Here is a 21,910-nt window from a genome sequence, read left to right as displayed (position 1 = left end):
TTAATTAACCCTCATCACTACACGTGCAGTGGCATGGTATTTACCAGGTGTGACGCTAATATCACTCTTGTTTGGCAATTTACCTAATTTAGCCTCAAAGCTCATAGTGTATGTATTATTACCAACAGGAGAACCAATAGGCGTTATTTTGCCCGGGTTATATAGTGTCGAAAAATAATTATCTGGGTTTGCAAAGTTTAGCTGCCTACCCGACTGATCAAAAAACATAACAGCAACCCCTTTTGCTGTGCTTTGGCCATCATAGTTCTCACTCAACAAATAGGGAGTTGACATGCCATTTTCAGCAAGTAATAGCTCTTGTGCTTTTTTAAAATTAGCAGCCGTAGGCAAAAAAAACATACTAACCTGATCGTGTCCTGACCCAACTACAGAGCCAGATTGACAGTTATACGATACAGAGAAACTGGCATTACTATAGGAGCCTTTATTTAGCTCTGACGCACTAATTTTTGAAAATGTGACTGTTGGTGTAACAAAATTTATTTTACATGTTGGTAGTCTGCGTGTATTGAAACTTTTATATAACCCAATTGTTGCTGGCCAGTATTGGTACCAACCTGGATAATGATTTTTATGATTTAACCCCGGTGTTGGTCCTTCCAAATAATTAAAGTTTGTTGATAGAGGCAACCGAATGGCAAAATAACCTATAGGTTGAGGGTCATTAAATTGTTCTGATACATCAAAGCCGCTCCAATTAGGATGACTATTACCATTAGGGTGAGTATCTGGAATTCTGATCAGCTCAATTTTAATATTACTAAAATTTTTTGCTTTGACTAAAATATTACCATATTGATCTCTATCCAAGGCGTTTAATGGCCTAGCCTTCCAATTATGAGAAAAATACTCCCCAGTAGTGAGATTAGTAATACGAAATCCTAATCCTTTTACTCTTGTAGCGTAAACCCCTGGCATGCCAAAATATTGTCCAACTTCCATGTCATCATAACCACCATAACGATAGTCACCATTTGTCGAGTACATTTCAGAAATAACACTTTCTGTCCCCGCTGGACATTTATACAGAACTTGTTCTGGTGAATATTTAGCAGATTCAGCGAACTCTAAAAAACTTTTAACGGAAGAGCTTAGTACTGTTCCAACTGGCTGAAAGCTAGTGTCAGTTATATTAGGATCAGGAATTCTCATATTGGTATAGTTAGTATCTGCCGCTCCAGACCAAAATGCTGTTGTGCCATATTCCGCTTGTACACCAAATATATTACCGGAGTTAAGATTATTTGCTGGATGGCTTGCTGCGTGGGCTACTCTAACACAATTAGGGATCGGTCCATAAAAAGCAGCTTGGGCATCATTCAAAATAAAACACATTAACAAGCCTAAAATATACTTTATAGAAGCGTGTTTATTTAATAAATACATTATTTGCATGTGGTAGATAACCTTAATAAATTTATATCACTACTTAATTTATCAGCAATATCATAGTCAAATATGCATTGCTGATCTGCTGATTCTCCCCAACGGATATACAAAGAACCAAAAGGTTTAGATACTCTAATATACGCAAGGCCGCTTTGTGAGACCATACCTATACTGTTGTTATCTTCATCTTTAATCTCAGCCCCTAATGGAGGAAGTTTTTCGCCATATATTTGAATTAACAGTGCTTTACCTAGACGAGTTGTAACATCGTAGCTTAAAATTGCCCCAGCCGTCGGTATTAATCTAAACTGTGTTTCTGACAACTCCACATCTTTGTTACCTATAGTAGATGGATCAAGTGATATTTGATTAATACTATAAGGTGACAAATTACTAATGATTCCATAACCGTTCCCTGCTATTGCTGCACCTCTTGTATTTCGGATAGCTACGCCTTTAGCATCTTTCGCTTTAACGATTGCAAATGAATCACCTAAACTTTGGCTAAGGTTAACGCCCCCTGAATGTATAACCGCTCCACCGCGAATATTTGCCCCCCACTGTTTATAGTTTTCACTTTGACTATATGTGGTGCCAAAAGAAGCCTTTTCAGCTAATTGGTTTAAGCTCACAGAATATGTCGAATTATCATCTAAAGAATAATTCAATCCATAGGTTGTATTTTCCAAATCTGCTAGTTGGCCAGATAATCCCGCTTGATAGCTTGTTATATTGTCATTTCGAGTTACACCCAATGACATCAATGCTGGATAAGTGCTCTTTCCTAACGGAATAGAAATACCAAGGCTTACTACATCATCTGAACCGATTCTATCCTCCTGATATATTTTAGAATAATTAAGATTTAATGTTGCATTTCCTATCCGCGATGAATAACCAAGCTGAGCTTGAGTTACCGCCTCCTTTTCACCGCGATAGCTAGTGTGGGAGCCAGAAAAGTAAAGTTGTCCCATATCTGAAAATGACTGATTAATATTTAGGCTCAGTAGAGAACGTTCTGACTGACTAAAAGGTATTTGTGTATCAATATTAGGCTGAGAATTAATAGCCACAACGTCATTTAATGTACGATAACCCGATGTAGAATAACGATATCCGGCTAGAGTTAAAGTTGTACCTGTGTCAAAACCTACAGAATAATCAGCTCCGGCACGCCAACCTTTATATAACTCTCCGTGCACATCTGCATGTGAATATATTGAACGCAAACCTAAAGCACCGACAGGTGTGCCTAAAACAACACCTAACGCAGATGACAGATAATTTTCTGCCACCCGCACTCCAATGTTTGCAGTTAAACTGTTGGTAATTCCCTTTTCATATACGCCTTGTAAAAAATAAGACTCATCAATTATTTCCCTTAAACGTACTTTACCAGCAGAAATACTGTAGTTATATTGACCAGGACGAATAGAGCCTGATACCGCATTAAAAGGAACAATAAAATTAACAACCTTACCATTTGCCTCTTCTACCGATACATTTAAATCACCTTGATAATAAGTAGAATAGAGATCTTTAATCTCAAATGGACCTGGCGATACAGTCGTCTGATAAATTTGTCTTCCTTGTTGAGATACGGTTACAGTTGCGACTGTATTTGCTATACCAGTTATTGTTGGCGCAAAACCACGTTTAGAAAGCGGTCTCATCCTAATATCTGATTTCAATTCAATTCCATTAAAACCTAAGCTATCAAAAACAGTATCTGAGGTAAAAGTTTGACCTACGGTTAACTCACTATGCCATGAAGGTATTGCTGTTTGCGCATAAGTGCGCACATGATTTAAATCACTTTGTGTTCTTGATCCTGAATCTGTATGGCTATAACTGAGCTGACTACGTAAACGCCAGCCACCGAGGTTTCCACCAACCCGCATACTCGTAAATAAACTGCTATTTTCATTATTATTTTGAGTAGACTTTTGTTTTGAATGAAAATAATTTGCATCATAGTTAATAAAAAACGCAGGTTTTCCAAAATCCCATTGCCCAGGATTAATATATCCTCGAGGTAAAGAAACCATATAAGCTTGCGGTACAAATAGAGAAAGTCTTAAATTTGAGCGATTAAGGTCAAAAGTTAAACCTTGAACACTTGCACAATCATCCTCTTCAATTGTCAAAATATATTCGGCACTTACTCCGAGTTCTTTCCAATAGTTATCAGAGAAACAGGGAGCAACTTCATTATTTTTATCAATCATGCTAACTAGTTCACGACGGTGAAACTGATTATTTATATATATATCTAGGCTATATTGCCCTTCTTGTGGCAATGAATCATTTAACAAACCATCAACAACATCACTCAAGTTGTTAGCATCATTAGAGCCTAATAACAATGAGCTATCGAATGAAAACTGACTGTCCGTTGCATGTACTTTTATTGATAATAAAAAAAACAAAGTTAAATTAATTTTTATAAAGTTAGGAAACATCAATACTAATTCCCAGTTAAATTATCAATCGTAGAAGTAGCAGAAACATGAGCGCCATAGTCGTTAACATACGCAAAGCTTAGAATTGCTGTGTTTATTTCAGTGGGCTCTTGTATTGCGATAGTTTCTTTGCGTAATATATTGTCAACCGTTAAAGTACTGTAAGGTGCTATCATCGTTGGACCAAAATTATAACGATTCGTCCCTTTATCAACATTTAAGTTTGACAAACTTATATAGTAACCAGAATCATTTTTAAGGGTTAGCTTTTGGGGTTCGCCATATTTGTTGTAAGCTAAACTGGCTGACATTTTTGTAACCGACTGCCCTGAGGAGTCTTTAATTCCTGCTGGACGGTAAAATATCTTCACACGATTACGTAACACAATTAATAACTGATTTTGATCCTGGTTGTCTTCCATTTTTGGTGGAATCACTAAAAAGTTTAAATAGAAAATGCTTTCTCTATCTTGGGGTAAACCCTCACCGGTATGAATCATGCGTACAGACTGGCCACTTTCTGGGTTTACCTTAAAAATTGGAGGTAAAATAATAAAAGGGCCATCAGCAGTCTCTGGAGTAGATTGAGCATCCCCAGTATCAGTCCAAAGCTGAACAATATTTGGAAAGTCATCGGTATTCATAAATTGAATCGTATGCTCTGCACTGTTTGCCGGGTAAATAACACGTGTATTTGTGAGCACAACTGAAGCTGAAGCTGAGGCTATAAAAAACAAATATAAACATGCCGTAAATATAATTTTTCTCACATTTTTCATTATAAAGATCATTCTTTTTTCCTATACTTACCAAGCAGAAGCAGTTAGTTGGTATTAAAAAAACAGATAATAATGATCAACACTATTATTTTTGAGTTATAATAAGTTTAGCTCCACACTAAAAATATGCATGGTGAATCGTATGAAAGCTTTAAAAACTTTATTTTTATCTATTATAACAATAGGTTACCTTTTTAGTACAAATGTCTACTCATCTACTCCTGTAGGTAATGGTTCAATAACATTTATTGGCAGTGTAGTAGAAAGCACTTGCAATGCTAATAAAAAAGGCTTGGTTTGTGGTAATAATCAAGTATTGAATTACGCAAATTTAACCTCTTCTACCGCTGCAGGTGTTATCGAAACGACATCTACAAAAATAAAAGTTGTTAATAAGGTTAAAGTAAATGATAGAACCTTACTGGCAACTATTCAGTACCACTAGGCCACTGCTCTAATTATAAGTTACCAAATACTGTAAATTTGATACTACACTCCCTGCGGTTGCGTTACCCTCCTCGGAAAAATAACGCACCCCAAGTTTTAATTGTCCATTATCAGCCCCTGTTGGCATGTCTATTTCTAAAACTGTTGGCTGATAAAGGTCAATGGTCTCTTCTTTACTATTTAGTAGTTGCAAAACAACATTTTTAGCATTACCAGCGGCATTGGTTAAATTACCTTGTTGCGTAGCATTGCCTATTAATCTAGTAAAATAAACGTCATCAACCTGTAATGGAATGCAATCTCTTAATGATAATTCAAACCATTTTTCACCAGCATAAGAGGAAGGTAATACCAAATCATCCACCGTCACCGTTTTCAATAAAACCACAGGGTTACTACTAGAACCATTAACTTCAATTGCACATGTTTGATTACTTGTTGCGCCAAGAAATTGCAGTACGTTTACTTCAGCCGTAACAGAATACGAACACAAGTAAAAATAAATAAATAGTAACTTCTTCAATTTAAGACCTTAGCAATATTTAATTGGTTAATAACACTGGAACAAAGTAATGAATTAATAATAAGTTTCATTTAAAATGAATAACTAATTATAACTCACAGCATATTGAACAGCGCCAATCACGCTACCCGGAGCAGCGTTACCTTGCTTAGAAATATACTCAACTCCATAATCTGTAGAACCAGAAGTTTCACCTTTATCTAAAGAAATAAAACTACTAAGGTCTGTATATGTATCCCCTGCAAATTTTAAAGGCGTACCATAGTTACCTAGTATCTGTAAATCTACATTTTTAGCAGTTCCTGCATTGCCAATAATTGATGTAGTCCCACCCTCTTCATAATCACCTTCATTATAAGGATAGAATTTCACAAATAAGGATCTACTTTCTGTACTTGCTACACAGCCCGTTACTCCAATAGAGAAATTCGTTCTACCTGCCGTTGAACCTGCATCTTTTAGATTTGAAGCATGCACAGGATCTAATGTTATAACTGGGTTTTTATTACTACTGCCGTTAACCAGCAAGCTACATGTTTGATCAGTTAGTTCGCCATTAATAACCAGATCATTCATAGCAGCTAGCGAGGAAAATGAACTTAAAGAGAATAAAGATATTAAGGTTAGTTTTACAAAAGATGACTTATTCATTATATTTTTACCGTTTCTAATATGAAGATGATTTAATTTATATGTAATGTTTAAAACAAAAGTTAATTGTAAGAAACCGAATACTGTAATGCACCCGTTACACTTCCTGGTGTAGCATTACCACTTTCAGAAGTATAAGCGACACCAAACTCAGCTGATGCTGACGTGGAACCTACTTCTAATACAAGCCCACTTAAGTTAGCCTGCGAGGTCAAATCAACAGGGTTACCATCTGTATCCATAATTTGTAATGCTACATTTTTAGCATCACCTGTATTAAGTAAATTACCTTTATCAGTAACACCGTTAGCTACAAACACTGTAGTGACATCTACTTGCGCTTGTGGAGCAGTACAGCCTGTGATACCCACACTGAACGTTTTAGCACCCGCAGTAGAACCGGCTTCTTTTAACAGCGCAGCAGATACTGTTTCAAGTAATACAACTGGGTCAGCATTGTTACCATTAACGGTTACTGAACATGTTTGATCTGTAACTTCACCATTAAAGGTTATCGTGTTGTTAGCTGATGCCGAAGCAGATGCAAGCAAAGCAGCAGATGCTAGTAGAGCACCAGCAGATGACAAAACTAAAGAAGCAGCTACAGAAATCATTGATTTTTTCATTATTTAACCCATTTTGTTTCATTATTAAATAAGCATTACTATGCTTTAACTTGAGTTAATTATGCATTATTTGTAAAACCCTAAATATAGGACTAGACCTTAAGCCTTGTAGGGTATTCCTTACAATAGAATCGCTATTAAGGTTTGGCTCCATCCACTGTTTTACAATTGAGCTTAAATATATTTTCTTCATCTTTAACATTTTTGAACTACATAAAAGATAAAAGCAGCGCCCCAAAATGGGTAAACGCTGCTTTATTAACTTTTCATGTTGATCTCTATAAGTGTTTTAATCTACCAAGCGCCAGACACATTATTTAAGTGAGATAATTTCTTCTGGCTTAAAATACTTAATTAGTTATAAACCACAGAGTATTGTAGTGCACCAGTTACACTACCTGGTGTAGCATCACCATTTTCAGAAATATAAGCGACACCAAACTCTGCTGATGCTGAAGTTGAATCGGCTTCTAATACAAGACCACTTAGGTTAGCCTGTGAGGTTAAATCAACAGGGTTACCATCCGTATCCATAATTTGTAATGCTACATTTTTAGCATCACCTGTATTAAGTAAGTTGCCTTTATCAGTAACACCGTTAGCTACAAACACTGTAGTAACATCAACTTGTGCCTGTGGAGCAGTACAACCTGTGATACCTACACTGAACGTTTTAGCACCCGCTGTAGAACCGGCTTCTTTAAGCAGCGCAGCAGATACTGTTTCAAGTAATACAACTGGGTTTGCATCGTTACCATTAACGGTTACTGAACATGTTTGATCTGTAACTTCACCATTAAAGGTTATAGTGTTGTTAGCTGATGCAGAAGCAGATGCAAGCAAAGTAGTTGAGAAAACTAAAGAAGCGGCTACAGAAATCATTGATTTTTTCATTTTTATACCTATGAAGTTTAAGTTGATAATTTGCAAGAAACATCTTGCTTGTGTACCCAGCTATTATCTATAAATCATAAATATATCGGTATAGGCCTACACCCTAAGTCATGTAGGTCGTTTCCTACCAACGTAGAGTTGTTTTATGAGCGGCTTTGATTTGGGATACGTCTTATTACCTTAATTTATAAGGTAAACAACTGAGTTTAATAATATTAAACACAGTAAAAATAATAATGTCATGATAGATATTGATAGCGCCATTGAGACAATCAAAAATCAATTTAACGCCTAAGCCTTGAGTTAATTTAAAAAAACCGCTGTATGATTTTTTATACAGCGGTTTTTTATGATCATGAATCACTGAATAATTATTTGCGCATTTTAAATACCTGAGTAATACAAAACACGAAAAAAATAGCCCGAGAAATGAATGTGTCTATTTGACTAAGTTCAAAAAAAGCATCAAAAATACTATTTATCGTCCTTCTCTATTAGGCCTTTAGCAATAGCTATGTCTTTAAGCACATTTAAAAGTTCCCATACTTCTAACGTAACATCTTTACTAATTATGCCTTGATCAACACGAAGTGCTTGCTCGTTAATTTTTGAATCGTGAACACTTTCGAGTCGTAAAATTAAATCATCATATGTAATTTCAACAGGTAATGATTCTGATTGATAATGAAACTTGCGAATAAATTCTATTGGTGGTTCTTCAAGTACCTCAACATAAGCTTTACCAAAATGAGTGTCTTGCTTAGCACGTGTAAGCAACCAGTTATATTGTTCCTGAGATAAAAATTTATTTGGGATGGGTAATACTTTAACCGTTTGAACATATTCACCATCAAAAAAACCTCTAAAGGTATTTTTTGCAGAGGCTTGATAATCAATATAATAATCGGGATCATTTTCTGGGTTTATACTCATTTCATAAATTTGTTCTTCAGAAAGCCCTGGCATGTGCGCTGCCATTTTTTTTAGCGCCGCATTAGCTTTATTTTTCAGCACATGGTAATCGAGAAAGTAAGCGCTGTGTTTATTATGCATAAGCACATACTGACCTTCATCCATAATAGTTAACTCAGAGAGCTTTACAGTATAAGAATTATTAGTAAGCAAATTATAATCTGTTCGTAAATGAGTATCGCTTATTTTAACTTGCACATCTGCTATACGTCCTGACTTATGGTTGAATACAGCATAATTTAAGGTTAAGAAATTCTCTGCCAAGGCATTGCTTGTTAATAATGTTCCAAATATTAGCGTTAATAAATTAAGGTGTTTTTTCATTTTAAATCCTTTTAAATTTAAATGGAATCAGGGTAGTTAAGTATACAAATTAAACAGTAAACGCTGAAATAGCGTTGTTTACAAGATCCCATCCTTGTTGGTTAGTCCGTTAATACACGGCAAGAACATTATAAATCGAACTTATAGATCAAGTCGTGATCAGATCAAGGTATGATTTTAACCTTGGTAAAAAAATGAAGACTACTTTTCTGAAACATTTTAATTCAATTACAGATCCTCGCATTTAACGTTGTAAAAAGCATAAACTCATCGATATTTTTTATTAGCGATTAGTGCAGTAATCTCTGGCGCGCAAAGATGGGAAGACATTGAAGGCTTACCACCAAAGATAAAAAAGTGCATTATATTACAGCTAGTGCATGGAATTGCCAACACCAATTAGTGCTAGGGCAAACGGCTGTTGATAGTAAAACAAATGAAATTACCGCAATACCAGAGTTACTCACCATGCTTGATAGGGCCCTTCAAGTTTATAATTATTTGTTTAACAGGGGTATTGCAAAAGAAAGGCTAATAGTAATTTCTTTAGGTAAAAAAGCACAGGTCAGTTTCTTGGAAACAAAAGAAGCTGTTGAGTTAAATCAAAGTGTTGAAATTATTGAAGGTTAAAGCTTAGGATGAGGGCATTCAAAATTTTGAACGCCCTTTTCTGTGTCAACCCTTTAACGTTTAGGGTTAAAACATGGTCAACGATTTAGTACGATAACTTTACAAGCTAAAGTCGTATAACAGGTACCAACCGCTCACCATATGGGCAATTACCTTACAACAACTGAAGCCAAAACCGCATTTTTTAACTCCCAGTAACAAAAAAAATCATCCTAAATTAGTTGGTCTGTTTAAAAGAAGCCAAGCGGATCTTCACTGTAGCTGACTAATAAGTTTTTAGTTTGTTGGTAATGATCAAGCGCGAGCTTATGTGTTTCGCGGCCTATGCCTGACTTTTTATAGCCACCAAATGCGGCATGAGCTGGGTACATATGGTAACAGTTGGTCCAAACGCGGCCTGCCTCTATTTTACGGCCAAAGTGGTAAGCGCGGTTCATGTTACGGCTCCACACACCGGCACCTAAACCAAATTCTGAGCTGTTAGCAAGCTCAAGCGCTTCGGCTTCATCTTTAAAAGTCGACATGGAAATAACAGGGCCAAAAATTTCTTCTTGGAAAACGCGCATGTCGTTGGTGCCTTTTAACAGCGTTGGCTGAATGTAATACCCGCCGTTTAACTCATCGCTTAATTGTTCAACATTACCGCCGGTGAGAACTTCAGCACCTTCTTTTTTACCAATTTCAATGTAACTTAAAATTTTATCGAACTGCGCTTTTGAGGCTTGTGCGCCCACCATGGTTTCACTATCAAGTGGATTACCGCGTTTAATTTGTTTAGTACGTTTTAGCATGCGCTCTATAAATTGCTCATAGATATCTTCTTGAATAAACAAGCGTGATGGGCAAGTACATACTTCACCTTGGTTAAAGTAGGCAAGGATAGCGCCTTCAATGGCCTTATCTAAAAAAGCATCGTCTTTTTCCATTACGTCGCTGAAGAAAATATTTGGTGATTTTCCCCCCAGCTCTACCGTAGAAGGAATAATATTCTCAGCTGCACATTTTAAAATATGCGATCCTACAGGCGTTGAACCTGTAAAGGCAATTTTGGCGATACGCGTATTCGTCGCCAGTGCCTCACCGGCTTCTTTACCAAAACCGTTTACTATATTTAATACACCTGCGGGCAATAAATCACCAATAATTTCCATTAACACCAATATTGAAGCGGGGGTTTGCTCAGCGGGTTTAAGTACCACACAGTTACCTGCTGCAAGCGCAGGAGCCAGTTTCCAAGCAGCCATTAAAATAGGGAAATTCCATGGAATAATTTGCCCAACTACACCCAATGGCTCATGAAAATGATACGCCACCGTGGTTTCATCTATTTCACCAATGCTACCTTCTTGAGCACGCAGGCAACCGGCAAAGTAACGAAAATGATCCGCAGCCAAAGGAATATCGGCAGCCAGTGTTTCGCGAATAGCTTTGCCGTTATCCCATGTTTCGGCAACGGCAAGTAGTTCCAAGTTTTGTTCAATACGGTCGGCAATTTTTAATAGTATATTGCTGCGCTCGGCAACTGAGGTGGTGCCCCACTGCGTTTTTACGGCATGCGCTTTATCAAGCGCAAGGTTTATGTCGTCTTTGTCTGAGCGAGGAATTTTACAAAATACTTTGCCATTTACAGGGCTAATATTTTCAAAGTATTGGCCATTTATAGGGGCTACCCACTCGCCACCAATATAGTTACCATATTGCTGCTTAAATGTAATGAGTGCGCCTGCTGAACCGGGGTTTGCGTAAATCATGTGTGTGCTCTCTTGTTGTTAGCTAAAAGTCTAAGCCGAAATGTAAGCAAGTTTATTAGAGTAATGGTGCAACATGCTTTATATTTAATCGGTACTGATTGACATTAGCCTATTAAGTACTTAAAAACATGATTAGCTGTCCAAAAAAGTGGCCTGTGAGTCCATACATAAAATGATTTTAAAAGGCTGAATATGCATATACCCCAGTTAAATAAAAAACGTCAACAACTAGATGTGCTCATTGAAAATAAAGTGACCTTTGCTGCCGATAACTCCGAGCTAAGTATTTACGATACCTATAAAAGCGCACAAAAAGTGGCACTGCATTCAAACGAATTACTGTTTTGTGCCATGCTCAGTGGTAAAAAAATAATGCATGTTGAGAGCAGTCAATACCACAAAGCGTTTTTGCCCCACGAATCGTTTGTATTAGCACCAGAGCAAGGGGTACTCATTGATTTTCCGCAAGCTTCTATAAACTCACCAACAACTTGCCTAGCGATTGAAATTAGCACGGATAAAATAACGCACGTTGCCAATTCGCTAAATATTCAGCAACACTTTGCAAATGATGCCTTATTTGAATACACGCCTAATTTAGTGCACACCCAACACAATACTCAAACGCAGCAATTATTAGAACGTATGGTACAACTCTTTAGTGAGCAAAGCGCTGAACGCCATTATTTAATTGATTTGTCGTTAAATGAATTGATCACTCGCTTATTGCAGCAACAAAGCCGTGATCTATTATTGGCAAATTGTGACAAACTGCGTCTAAAAACTAAAGTTAGCGATGCGATACACTATATTGAGGAACACCTCTGCGACAGTCTCGATATAGATACATTATGTAAAATAACCTGTATGAGTCGCAGTAAATTTTATCAACAATTTAAATTGGCGTTTGGTACTAGCCCTGCACTTTGGCAACAGCAGTTGAGATTAAAAAAAGCCCGTAACCTACTGTTACAAGGCCAAGCGATAAGCAAGGTGTGTTATGACTTAGGTTTTACTAGCGCCAGTCATTTTAGCCGCTTGTTTAAGCAAACCTTTGGTATTTCACCAAAAGCGTGTCGGCATTAACGCCAATATAGCAGTTTTTGTTATACTGCCCTGCCGAATATGTTAATTTATTGCCACTGAGCTAAGTAGTAAGAGTGACTGATGAGTAAACCTACCCGCTGGACCCTAAAAAGCATCGCCAATGAATTAGGCGTGTCTAATGCAACGGTATCAAACGCGTTCAATCGCCCTGATCAACTTTCGGCTAAACGTCGTGAAGTCATTTTAAATGCTTGCAAAGAGCTGGGGTATTACGGTCCTAATAAAGCGGCACAGTCACTTCGAAGTGGCACCTTTAATATTGTTGCATTAGTTCTTCCTGATAGCGTTGAGTACATGGTATCAGACCCTGTTGCCAATAGTTTTATGCGCGGTGTTAGCTCGGTACTTGAAAAAAATAACATCAATATTTTACTGTTTTCAGGTAACAGCGACAATCTCAACAGCGTTGTCGATTTTGTCGATGGTTTTATTTGTTACGGTCGCCCACGAAACAAAGCACTGGTTGAGCAATTAAAAACAGTGTCAAAACATGTCGTTACGGTTGATTTTGATATTGCCCGAAATGCCTCAATTAACATCAATAATGAGCAGGCCAGTTACGAAATAGCCAAACATGTTTTACACAACAATAACGACAAAGTTGCCATATTAGGATTAAGATTACTTGATGAAAACGTATTATGTCGTGTGTATGAGCATCATGAATTTGAAACGGGTCAATCTATTTCGCATCAACGTTTACGAGGCTATCAACGCGCCTTAAATGAAATTAATATAACGGTTGCCGACGACCGCATTTGGAATATTCCTGAAAGCAGCGAACGCTTTGCGAGCATCGCTGCAAAAGAAGTATTAACAGCCTCTCCTCGCCCTAACGTGATTATATGTATGAGTGATTTAATTGCCCTTGCCACAATGCGGGAGGCTATAAAACAAGGAATAAAAGTAGGTAAAGCGCTGCGTATTGTCGGCTTTGACGGTATAGAAGAAGCTGCCCGCTTTGTTCCTCGCCTCACAACTATTCATCAAAACAGCCAAGAAAAAGGCGTTATAGCTGCTAATTTATTTATTTCTAGAGAAGAAAAACAATGTGAAGTCGGTTACCAGCTAGAAATTGGCGCCAGTAGTTAAAATACCAATAATAAAAAATGCCACGTTAATTAACATGGCATTTTTGCTTTAAACTTTATCAAACTTAGTTAGCTAAAAACGTGTTTAAATTAACGCTAATTTCTTGCTCCCCTTTAATTTGGGTAATGATCGCTTGGAGCAGTTCAAAGTCGATTGATAATGAAATTGACTCATCAGCTAATTGCCATGCTAAACAGCAAATATTTCCGCCGCCTTGAGCAGAAAACTCGCCAGAAAATGCATTGTGTTCGTTACGGATTTTAATTAACTCAATAAGCCCTTTTACTACCGGCTTATTGAGTGCTTCATTTATTTTAGCCGCGTTCAAATATGGCCGGTTTATATCACGGCCTACATTAGTTTTTGCTAACAATGCCATATCGTTTTCACACGCAAATAAGCCGACATAATAGACTTGCGGTACACCTGGTGCAAAAAATTGAATCGCCCGCGATAATAAATAATCAAAATCGTTAGCGCCTAATGCATTGTAATAAGTACAGTTAACTTGATATAAATCGACATTACTGGCTGCCGCGCCTGTTGCTTGGCGGCTTTGATTATTGCTATTTGCATGCATGGTTTCTACTAGGTTATCAATTTGCTCTGCATTTAATAAGCCTGGTTTATTACCCATTGGACCTGCATCAATAATGCCTATGCCATCATGGGTATCAAGAACTGTTAAGCAGTTACGCGGCGAAATTTTTAACCATTTAAGTAGTGCATCAGCATTGTTATTAAACAAACTATGTAGAATCAGTGGCGGCAGCGCAAAGTCGTAAACCATATTAACGCGTTTAGCTATATCTACCTGTGTTTGATAATGACTATGAATTTCTGCAATGGTTTCCATGCCTAAATCGTTAGCTTGTTTTGATAAGTTATCTAAGTAGCCAAACGTTTCATCTAACATAAAGCAATTTGTTCCTGCTTGCTTAATTGCGTAACCTGCAGCATCTAAACGTATAATATTAACGTTGTTTGCAGAGAATTTAGTCAATACGTTATTTAGATACGCAATGCCCGCCTCTACTTTTACGTTTATATCAATTTGATTATCGGTAAAGGTGGTCCAAAAATCATACGTTTGACCATCACCGCATTGCATTGGCGTAAAACAACTCCCCGGACGCGGGCGGTAAATAGCTTGCTGCTCAGAGTCGCTCATGCCATTGGGGAACACGTCTTCTTTGGTTAAAAATAAATCCCAAAATGCTGACGCTTTACCTTTGGCAAGCACATCCTGAAACTGAAAAGATTGTGCCGATACATGATTGACTATTAAGTCGGCCATTAAATCATGGTCTTTACCGAGTGCCTGTATATCGTTCCAAGTACCGATTCGAGAATCAACTTCACTATGATCAATCGGGTCAAAGCCTGCATCGCTGCCATCAATTGGGTTATAAAATGGCAATAAGTGTACACCACCAAAAACGCCCTCTAATGGGCCATGTAAAAGAGTGGTAAGTGCATTTATATCTTGGCCAGTAATTCGATCAGCATATGTGATCAATTGAACTTTATTCTTCATCATTGTGTGATTACCATGTTGAAACTTAATCGATTAAGTTATATCTTTAACTAGCACGTACGAATTTACAAGTTATTTTTATAAATTTTACATACAAATATCGTGGCGACATTAATACTATAATCAGTAACTGACTGACTTACTGAGTGTTAAGAACGCATTTAACGAGGAAAATCACATGACAAAATCACACACACACGTAAGCAGCGATCCGTTGCAACAAATTCGCTGGCTCACATATATGATGTTTTTTATGTTCGCCATGACCTCCGATGCCGTCGGCATGATCATTCCCGAGCTCATTAGCGACTTTGGTTTAAGTATGACCCAAGCGAGTGCATTTCACTATGCGCCTATGGCTATGATTGCTTTTAGTGGATTGTTTTTAGGCTTTTTGGCCGATAGTTTGGGGCGTAAAAAAACGATTATGCTCGGCCTTTTAATATTTTCCGCAAGCAGTTTTTTGTTTGCTGTTAGCAGCAGCTTTATATTTTTTGTTTTTTTGCTTTGCTGTATTGGCTTAGCTATTGGGTTATTTAAAACCGGCGCTTTGGCGTTATTAGGCGATATTTCTCATAGCAACGCAGAGCACACCAAAACCATGAACAAAGTAGAAGGCTTTTTTGGTATTGGTGCCATTGTAGGCCCTGCTCTAGTCGGTGTGCTACTGGTACAAAATGTAAGTTGGACTTATTTATATATTATTGCCGGCATTATGTGCTTAATTTTAGCGTTTTTAGCGTGGCGTGCAGAGTATCCAAGCGTTGTTAAAAACACTGAAAAACCTGCCTCACTTGCTACCACCATGAAAATGATTAAAGACCCTTATGCGCTAGGCTTTTCGCTCGCCATTGCGCTTTATGTTGCAACCGAGGTTGCCATTTACGTATGGATGCCGACATTGCTAAAAGACTACACGGGCTCTTGGCCTCTTTTGGCAACCTATGCACTCACCATATTTTTTATACTGCGTGCCGCAGGGCGTTTTATTGCTGTGTGGTTATTAAACCGCTATAGCTGGCAAGGTGTTATGGCTTACTTAAGTTTAGGTATTGCATTGTGTTATGTGGGTACTTTAGTCGGTGGCGTTGATTGGGCTGTTGGTTTATTGCCGCTTTCAGGGTTATTTATGTCGATGGTTTACCCTACTTTAAATTCTAAAGGAATATCGTGTTTTCCTGTACACCAACACGGCGCAGTAGCCGGGGTTATATTATTTTTCACTGCACTTTCAGCCGCCTTAGCGCCTTTATTTATGGGTATGATCAGCGATTATTTTGGTCATGTACGTTATGGTTTTTATCTTGCAACCGGCTTTGCCATTATTTTATTTTTAGCGATGCTGTTTAACTATTTCCGTGACCCATCAGCCAATGCTTTACAAGAGAGCAACCGGATAGCTGATTAAATAAAAAATTAATGCTATAAAAATACCATAAAAATCAATACCTGAGAAAAAAAGCAGCGAACTATTAACAAAACAATTTGCTTATTGTAAAAACTTTGTTATTTTTACTTAATCGATTAAGTAAAGATAACATTCCCTTCGGGCATATAAAACGAGGCGTACACATGACAACACACAACACACCTTTATATTTAATGAGTGCTATAGCACTGGCTGTTAGCCAAGGCGCTTATGCACAACAAGAAGAGCAAAACACACAAGCGCAAGCTAACAAAGGGCTTGAGACTATTGTTGTAACCGGTGTACCCCGCCGTACAACCATTATGGCATCAAGCTCATCAGTGAGCAGTTTATCGCTTGCGCAAGTTGAAGTATCGACACCGCGTTCAACTGCTGAAGCGTTTAGAATTATTCCGGGCGTACGCTCAGAATCAACCGGCGGTGAAGGTAACGCAAACATTGCTGTGCGCGGCTTACCTGTAGCCTCTGGTGGTGCTAAGTTTTTACAATTACAAGAAGACGGCTTACCCGTTATGCAATACGGTGATATTGCTTTTGGTAACGCTGATATATTTATGCGCCTAGATAATACCGTACAAACTATCGAATCAATTCGTGGTGGTTCGGCCTCGACTGCAGCAAGTAATGCTCCGGGCGGCATAATTAACTTTATTTCTAAAAATGGTGAAAACGAATCAGGCAGTGTCTCTACAACACTGGGCCTTGATTACGACACTATTCGTACAGACTTTGAATACGGCACATATTTAAATGACACTGTACGCTTTCATGTTGGTGGTTTTGTGCGCCAAGGTGAAGGTCCGCGTGAAACAGGTTACACATCAAATAAAGGTGGGCAAATTAAAGCCAACCTTACCAAAGACTTTGACAATGGTTACGTGCGTCTTTATTACAAACATTTAGATGACAAAAGCGTGGGCTACTTACCGATGCCAATGTATGCAAATGGTGACTCAATCCCAGGGTTTGACGCACAATCTGACACCCCGCATTCGGCATTATTTACTAAAACAGTGCGTTTAAATGGCGAAAATCAAATTAGTAGCGGCGATATTCGCGATGGCATGAACCCGCAAGTTGACTCAGTGGGTTTTGAAGCCGTATTTGACTTAGATAACGACTGGCGTATTGAAAACCGTTTTCGTAAATCATCTGTAAGCGGTAATTTTAATTCGTTGATCCCAGCTGAAGTTGGCGATGCATCAGCTATTGCACAAAGTATTGGCGGCGCAGGTGCAACGCTTAGTAATGCAAATACCGGGGCTGCATTTAATGACGATTTAGCCATGCGTATTCATACGTTTGACGTCACAATGAACGACTTTGACTCTATTGTGAACGACTTCAAACTAACTAAGTCACTAAGCGATGATACAAGCGTTACGTTTGGTTACTATGCTTCAACGCAAAATATTGCCATGTCGTGGTTATGGAACTCTTACCTAATGGAGCTTAAGGGCGATAATGCTGCGCTACTAAATGTAACAGCTGCCGATGGTACAGAGTTTTCTGAAAATGGGCTATATGCATACGGAACGCCTTTTTAGGGTAACTGTTGTCAGCGTGATTACGATACAGAATACGATACCCGCGCCCCATACGTTTCATTTTCAACAAAAGTGGGTGATGTAAGTATTGATGCAAGTGCTCGTTACGATAGTGGTGAAGCACGCGGCAACTATGCAGGTGCCGTTACCTCAACAGTCGATATGAATCGCGACGGAGTGATTTCAGTTCCTGAGCAAAATGTAGCAGGCATTGATACCGCAAATGCTAGCCCAGTAAATTACGATTGGGATTATGCATCCTATTCAATTGGGGCTAACTACCAAATAGATTCAAGCCTTGCTACATTTGCACGATTGAGTAAAGGTGGCCGCGCAAATGCTGACCGACTTCTATTTGGTAAAGTACGCGCTGACGGTTCGGTTGCTGATGAAGATGCCGTTGATGAAGTAAACCAGTATGAGTTTGGTGTTAAAAAACGTTTTGATTCACTCTCAGTTTTTGCAACAGCGTTTTATGCAGAAACAGAAGAGCAAAACTTTGAAGCCACATCGCAAACCTTTTTCGACCGTGAGTACGAAGCAAAAGGGATTGAAATTGAATCAACTTACTTCATCGATGCATGGGATTTTCGTGGTAACTTAACATGGACAGATGCAGAAATTGCTAAAGATGCACTTACCCCTGAAGTGGTAGGTAATACGCCACGCCGCCAAGCTGATTTAATCTACTCTTTAATGGCGCGTTATAGCTTTAATAAAGGTGCTGCCGGTGTCAACTTTATTGGTACTACTGATGCTTACGCTCAAGACAATAACGACCTTAAATTTGACGGTTACACTCAAGTAAATGGCTTTGTAAGTTACGATTTATCTGAAAACCTCAATATTGCACTTAATGTAAATAACTTATTCGATACGGTAGGTATTACAGAAGCTGAAGAAGGCTCAATTCCAGATAATAACATTATTCGCGCCCGTACTATTAATGGCCGCACAACATCAATAACGCTTAAATACGCGTTTAACTAACCATTTTTAGTGTAACAATTGCTGAAGCTTTGTTTGTTCAGCGATTGTTACACTAATTAGTTTTAATAATTCTCCCTTGAATTTTGACCTAGCTCTGCTAGGTTTTTTAGGATTTACACTATGACCAAATTACTTAGCCTCGGCGAGCTGCTTATTGATATGCTGCCACAAGATTCTCAAAACAGTGCTTATTTGCCCATTGCAGGAGGTGCCTCTGCCAATGTAGCGGTAGGTTATGCAAAGTTAGGCGGCAAGGCTGCTTTTTGTGGCGGTATCGGCGATGACTATTTCGCTAAACAATTAAGCAATGCGCTTGCACAATATAAGGTAAGTACAGAATACTTATTTACGATTAAAGGCTCTCAAACGGCTATGGTTATTGTGAGTTTAGATGAAAAAGGTGAACGCAGCTTTAATTTTTATCGTCACAATACCGCCGACTTACTGTTAACGAGCGAACATTTAAACCATATCAAATGGGATGAATTGAGTACCCTACACTTTTGTTCAAACACGTTAACCAATCCAGCCATTGCAAACACCACCGTGTGTGCTTTAAAGCTGGCTAAAAATAACCATAAACTCGTTAGCTTTGATGTAAATTTACGCTATAGCTTGTGGCAAAATAGCAATGACATTGAACACAATGTACATGCGTGTTATGCCTATTGCGATATTGTTAAGCTATCGCGTGATGAGCTGAACTTTTTAGCTGAGCAAACACAGCAAGCACCTGATGATTACTTACAATCTATTTTCGATACAGGTGTTAAATTGGTATTTTTAACCGATGGCCCTGCACCTGCAACGGTTTACCATAAGGCGTTATATTAAACGAATCGGCGCCAATCATTAATGCTGTGGATACTACCAGTGCTGGTGATGCGTTTATTGCAGGCGTGTTATATTATTTAAATCACATCGATGAAAATAGCCCGCTCATCGAAAAAATTAATAATGAGCATCTAGTAAAACACGCTTTAAGTTTTGGTTTGCGCTGTGGCTCTAAAGCCTGCTTAGCCAAGGGGGCTTTTCCGGCATTACCTACACTTCAAGAGGTATAAAATACTTTAAAAATAAAGGCCGATTATGGCCTTTATTTAAGCATCCGCTTGTTCATCATTACTTTTTAACCATTCTAAAGCCGCAGTGGCGTTCTCAAAATATTGAATTTCACCTGATACAAACCAACTGCCTAATTTAGCGATGGTTGATTGCCAGTCTTTGTTGCCGTATATGGCTATTTTTTTAAACTCTTTATTGTGTTTTAAGCCGTGCTATTTGATTTTCAACATCTGTTAAATGACCGATTTTAAGCCAAACTCTGGCTCCTTCACTGCCTGCTGTTGCTTTAATTTCGCTGTTAGGCGGCACTCTTAACCAGCTGTGCTTTACTAATGTATCGCCCTGCTCTTCAAGCGAGCCCTCAAGTACTAAAAGCTCGCCTCCACCAATGGCGTTTAACGCTATTTCACTGTTAGCTGAAAATGCTAAAATACTCACCTCTTCAAAGGCGTCTTTATAAAGAGAAGCTACATTTACATTGCTAAACTCAGGGTGAGGAACACCGCGCATTGTATTAGTTTGCAAGCGAACATGCTCTGTGTCCTCTGGCTGAAACTGCCATAATTTTACAAATATAACGCACCCGTTTTCAGAGCTTGGTGTATGTTTTGACTCAGGCGGATTACGAATATAAGCGCCCTTGGGGAAATCACCATGTTCATCTTGAAAGACACCTTCAAGCACAATAAATTCTTCACCGCCGGTATGTGTATGGGCAGAAAAATGGCTATTTGGCGCATAACGTACAATGCTGGTTGCGCGTGCAACCTCATCGCCCACTCTATCAAGTGGACGCCTATCAACACCCGCCATCGGTGAGGCAATCCATTCTAACGATTCGCTATGTACAACAACACGTTCGCTAAAATCAGCTGCAATTTTCATATTTGGCTCCATACCTAAACAGCAATACTTGGACGCTGAGCGACCTTTTCTTGCCATGCTATTAAATGTGATAGCTCACTAGGAATAGCTATTTTTGCAAAGTCTGCAAACACCAGACCGGCGTACAAAGTAATATCTGCAACACTGAAATTCTCACCGGCAACATAAGCAGAGTTGGCTAATACGCTATTAAAATAAACAAAGCCTTGGCGCGCTTTTTCACCTTGCTTTTCTCCCCAAGCAACATTTTGATAGGTTTCAAGCGCTGGGCCTAAACCATCCGTTGCATGATGAAAGTAAGTGGCGACAGCATCAAGTACCATTGACTCCGCACGCTTTTGCATCATATTAATCACCGCGCGTTCTTTTGCCTCAACACCGGTTAATGAAGGGCCAGCAAAAACGGTATCAATATATTCAGTAATCGCCGTGCATTCTGCTATGAACGTTCCATCATCTAGCTCTAAAACAGGTACGCCTGCTAAGGGGTTTTTAGCTAAAAAAGCCTTAGTGCGGTGCTCACCATTTAATAAATCGACAGCAACAAACTCTACTTTATCAGTCGCTTTTTTTTCAGCAAGCGCAATACATACCCGCAATGGATTAGGAAAGTTTTCTACATCATAAATTTTCATAATTATCTCTTTATATTTTTAATCACAGTTTGAGTTAATACTGGCAAGAACAAATTACCTACCTACTGATAGGTAATTTATATTAAGATCTCGATCTTTGCAAACTAAAAATAAAAGAGCTTGAAAATAACTACCTACTGGTTGATAATTTTTT

At 38.4% G+C, this 21,910-nt stretch carries 17 protein-coding genes and 3 pseudogenes; 7 read left to right on the top strand and 13 right to left on the bottom strand.

Going from position 1 to position 21,910, the window contains the following annotated elements; translation table 11 throughout:
* The 3 genes from AC6H44_RS07145 to AC6H44_RS07135 are packed head-to-tail and all read right to left on the bottom strand — an operon-like array spanning nt 1 to nt 4,663.
* Nucleotides 1-1,416 (bottom strand): fimbrial protein, encoded by a 1,416-nt coding sequence (locus AC6H44_RS07145; protein ID WP_500738184.1) that lies wholly within the window; start codon nt 1,414-1,416, stop codon nt 1-3.
* Nucleotides 1,407-3,872 (bottom strand): fimbria/pilus outer membrane usher protein, encoded by a 2,466-nt coding sequence (locus tag AC6H44_RS07140; protein WP_500738397.1) that lies wholly within the window; start codon nt 3,870-3,872, stop codon nt 1,407-1,409. The genes AC6H44_RS07145 and AC6H44_RS07140 overlap by 10 nt, the downstream gene beginning before the upstream one ends.
* Nucleotides 3,873-3,877: 5 nt before the next feature.
* The gene (locus AC6H44_RS07135; protein WP_500738183.1) at nt 3,878-4,663 is read right to left on the bottom strand and encodes a fimbrial biogenesis chaperone; all 786 of its coding nucleotides are present in this window, start codon (nt 4,661-4,663) and stop codon (nt 3,878-3,880) included.
* A gap of 130 nt (nt 4,664-4,793) precedes the next feature.
* Between AC6H44_RS07135 and AC6H44_RS07130 the strand changes: the two genes are divergently transcribed.
* Nucleotides 4,794-5,096, top strand: coding sequence for a hypothetical protein (locus AC6H44_RS07130; RefSeq protein ID WP_500738182.1), 303 nt, complete (start codon nt 4,794-4,796; stop codon nt 5,094-5,096).
* Nucleotides 5,097-5,105: 9 nt separating this feature from the next.
* Here the strand turns inward: AC6H44_RS07130 and AC6H44_RS07125 are convergent, their stop codons facing one another.
* The 5 genes from AC6H44_RS07125 to AC6H44_RS07105 form a co-directional block, all read right to left on the bottom strand.
* Nucleotides 5,106-5,621, bottom strand: a complete 516-nt coding sequence (locus AC6H44_RS07125; protein WP_500738181.1) for a fimbrial protein — start codon at nt 5,619-5,621, stop codon at nt 5,106-5,108.
* 84 nt (nt 5,622-5,705) lie between these two features.
* A complete protein-coding gene (locus AC6H44_RS07120) occupies nt 5,706-6,272 on the bottom strand; it encodes a fimbrial protein (RefSeq protein ID WP_500738180.1) in 567 nt (188 codons plus the stop codon).
* Nucleotides 6,273-6,334: 62 nt separating this feature from the next.
* Entirely contained in the window at nt 6,335-6,898 is a 564-nt protein-coding gene (locus AC6H44_RS07115) for a fimbrial protein (protein ID WP_500738179.1), read from the bottom strand.
* A 354-nt stretch (nt 6,899-7,252) separates the two neighbouring features.
* Entirely contained in the window at nt 7,253-7,792 is a 540-nt protein-coding gene (locus AC6H44_RS07110; RefSeq protein WP_500738178.1) for a fimbrial protein, read from the bottom strand.
* Nucleotides 7,793-8,266: 474 nt separating this feature from the next.
* Nucleotides 8,267-9,088, bottom strand: coding sequence for a hypothetical protein (locus tag AC6H44_RS07105; RefSeq protein WP_500738177.1), 822 nt, complete (start codon nt 9,086-9,088; stop codon nt 8,267-8,269).
* A 357-nt stretch (nt 9,089-9,445) separates the two neighbouring features.
* Between AC6H44_RS07105 and AC6H44_RS07100 the strand changes: the two genes are divergently transcribed.
* Nucleotides 9,446-9,718: a hypothetical protein gene (locus AC6H44_RS07100; protein ID WP_500738455.1), complete on the top strand. Its 273-nt coding sequence runs from the start codon at nt 9,446-9,448 to the stop codon at nt 9,716-9,718.
* Nucleotides 9,719-9,948: 230 nt separating this feature from the next.
* Here the strand turns inward: AC6H44_RS07100 and exaC are convergent, their stop codons facing one another.
* The gene (gene exaC / locus AC6H44_RS07095; RefSeq protein ID WP_500738176.1) at nt 9,949-11,469 is read right to left on the bottom strand and encodes an acetaldehyde dehydrogenase ExaC; all 1,521 of its coding nucleotides are present in this window, start codon (nt 11,467-11,469) and stop codon (nt 9,949-9,951) included.
* Nucleotides 11,470-11,661: 192 nt separating this feature from the next.
* On the opposite strand from exaC, the gene AC6H44_RS07090 reads away from it, so the two are divergent.
* Complete coding sequence (locus AC6H44_RS07090; RefSeq protein ID WP_500738175.1) at nt 11,662-12,555, top strand: AraC family transcriptional regulator; 894 nt, start codon at nt 11,662-11,664, stop codon at nt 12,553-12,555.
* Between the two features lie 81 nt (nt 12,556-12,636).
* On the top strand, nt 12,637-13,668 hold the full coding sequence (locus AC6H44_RS07085) for a LacI family DNA-binding transcriptional regulator (protein WP_500738174.1): 1,032 nt from the start codon (nt 12,637-12,639) through the stop codon (nt 13,666-13,668).
* Nucleotides 13,669-13,732: 64 nt separating this feature from the next.
* On the opposite strand, the gene gtfA is transcribed toward AC6H44_RS07085, so the two are convergent.
* Entirely contained in the window at nt 13,733-15,208 is a 1,476-nt protein-coding gene (gtfA, locus tag AC6H44_RS07080) for a sucrose phosphorylase (protein ID WP_500738173.1), read from the bottom strand.
* 175 nt (nt 15,209-15,383) lie between these two features.
* Here gtfA and AC6H44_RS07075 point away from each other — a divergent pair, with 175 nt between their 5' ends.
* From AC6H44_RS07075 to AC6H44_RS07065, 3 genes and pseudogenes are all read left to right on the top strand, one after another.
* A complete protein-coding gene (locus tag AC6H44_RS07075) occupies nt 15,384-16,613 on the top strand; it encodes an MFS transporter (protein WP_500738172.1) in 1,230 nt (409 codons plus the stop codon).
* A 164-nt stretch (nt 16,614-16,777) separates the two neighbouring features.
* A pseudogene (locus AC6H44_RS07070) lies at nt 16,778-19,171 on the top strand (TonB-dependent siderophore receptor).
* 120 nt (nt 19,172-19,291) lie between these two features.
* Nucleotides 19,292-20,235, top strand: a pseudogene (locus AC6H44_RS07065) (carbohydrate kinase family protein).
* A gap of 36 nt (nt 20,236-20,271) precedes the next feature.
* Here AC6H44_RS07065 and AC6H44_RS07060 read toward each other — a convergent pair.
* The 3 genes and pseudogenes from AC6H44_RS07060 to AC6H44_RS07050 form a co-directional block, all read right to left on the bottom strand.
* Nucleotides 20,272-20,445: pseudogene (locus AC6H44_RS07060) on the bottom strand (SpoIIAA family protein); the annotation flags it as partial.
* Nucleotides 20,429-21,121 carry a cupin domain-containing protein gene (locus tag AC6H44_RS07055; RefSeq protein ID WP_500738171.1) on the bottom strand — a complete coding sequence of 231 codons (693 nt, stop codon included), beginning with the start codon at nt 21,119-21,121 and terminating at the stop codon, nt 20,429-20,431. The gene AC6H44_RS07055 and the pseudogene AC6H44_RS07060, both read right to left, overlap by 17 nt.
* Nucleotides 21,122-21,135: 14 nt before the next feature.
* Nucleotides 21,136-21,756: a glutathione S-transferase gene (locus AC6H44_RS07050; protein ID WP_500738170.1), complete on the bottom strand. Its 621-nt coding sequence runs from the start codon at nt 21,754-21,756 to the stop codon at nt 21,136-21,138.
* Between the last annotated feature and the right edge of the window lie 154 nt (nt 21,757-21,910).

It is taken from the genome of Pseudoalteromonas sp. TAP-3C (genome assembly GCF_059888565.1).
Note: the sequence above shows the minus strand (reverse complement) of the source record. Positions and strands in the feature narration are given on the sequence as shown.

What these genes read in the sequence shown, in the direction of transcription:
- AC6H44_RS07110 (WP_500738178.1), bottom strand. Translation starts at nt 7,792, where the DNA reads ATGAAAAAATCAATGATTTCTGTAGCCGCTTCTTTAGTTTTCTCAACT.
- exaC (WP_500738176.1), bottom strand. Translation starts at nt 11,469, where the DNA reads ATGATTTACGCAAACCCCGGTTCAGCAGGCGCACTCATTACATTTAAG.
- AC6H44_RS07090 (WP_500738175.1), top strand. Translation starts at nt 11,662, where the DNA reads ATGCATATACCCCAGTTAAATAAAAAACGTCAACAACTAGATGTGCTC.
- AC6H44_RS07135 (WP_500738183.1), bottom strand. Translation starts at nt 4,663, where the DNA reads ATGATCTTTATAATGAAAAATGTGAGAAAAATTATATTTACGGCATGT.
- AC6H44_RS07130 (WP_500738182.1), top strand. Translation starts at nt 4,794, where the DNA reads ATGAAAGCTTTAAAAACTTTATTTTTATCTATTATAACAATAGGTTAC.
- AC6H44_RS07105 (WP_500738177.1), bottom strand. Translation starts at nt 9,088, where the DNA reads ATGAAAAAACACCTTAATTTATTAACGCTAATATTTGGAACATTATTA.
- AC6H44_RS07050 (WP_500738170.1), bottom strand. Translation starts at nt 21,756, where the DNA reads ATGAAAATTTATGATGTAGAAAACTTTCCTAATCCATTGCGGGTATGT.
- gtfA (WP_500738173.1), bottom strand. Translation starts at nt 15,208, where the DNA reads ATGATGAAGAATAAAGTTCAATTGATCACATATGCTGATCGAATTACT.
- AC6H44_RS07075 (WP_500738172.1), top strand. Translation starts at nt 15,384, where the DNA reads ATGACAAAATCACACACACACGTAAGCAGCGATCCGTTGCAACAAATT.
- AC6H44_RS07140 (WP_500738397.1), bottom strand. Translation starts at nt 3,872, where the DNA reads ATGTTTCCTAACTTTATAAAAATTAATTTAACTTTGTTTTTTTTATTA.
- AC6H44_RS07115 (WP_500738179.1), bottom strand. Translation starts at nt 6,898, where the DNA reads ATGAAAAAATCAATGATTTCTGTAGCTGCTTCTTTAGTTTTGTCATCT.
- AC6H44_RS07145 (WP_500738184.1), bottom strand. Translation starts at nt 1,416, where the DNA reads ATGCAAATAATGTATTTATTAAATAAACACGCTTCTATAAAGTATATT.
- AC6H44_RS07055 (WP_500738171.1), bottom strand. Translation starts at nt 21,121, where the DNA reads ATGAAAATTGCAGCTGATTTTAGCGAACGTGTTGTTGTACATAGCGAA.
- AC6H44_RS07085 (WP_500738174.1), top strand. Translation starts at nt 12,637, where the DNA reads ATGAGTAAACCTACCCGCTGGACCCTAAAAAGCATCGCCAATGAATTA.
- AC6H44_RS07120 (WP_500738180.1), bottom strand. Translation starts at nt 6,272, where the DNA reads ATGAATAAGTCATCTTTTGTAAAACTAACCTTAATATCTTTATTCTCT.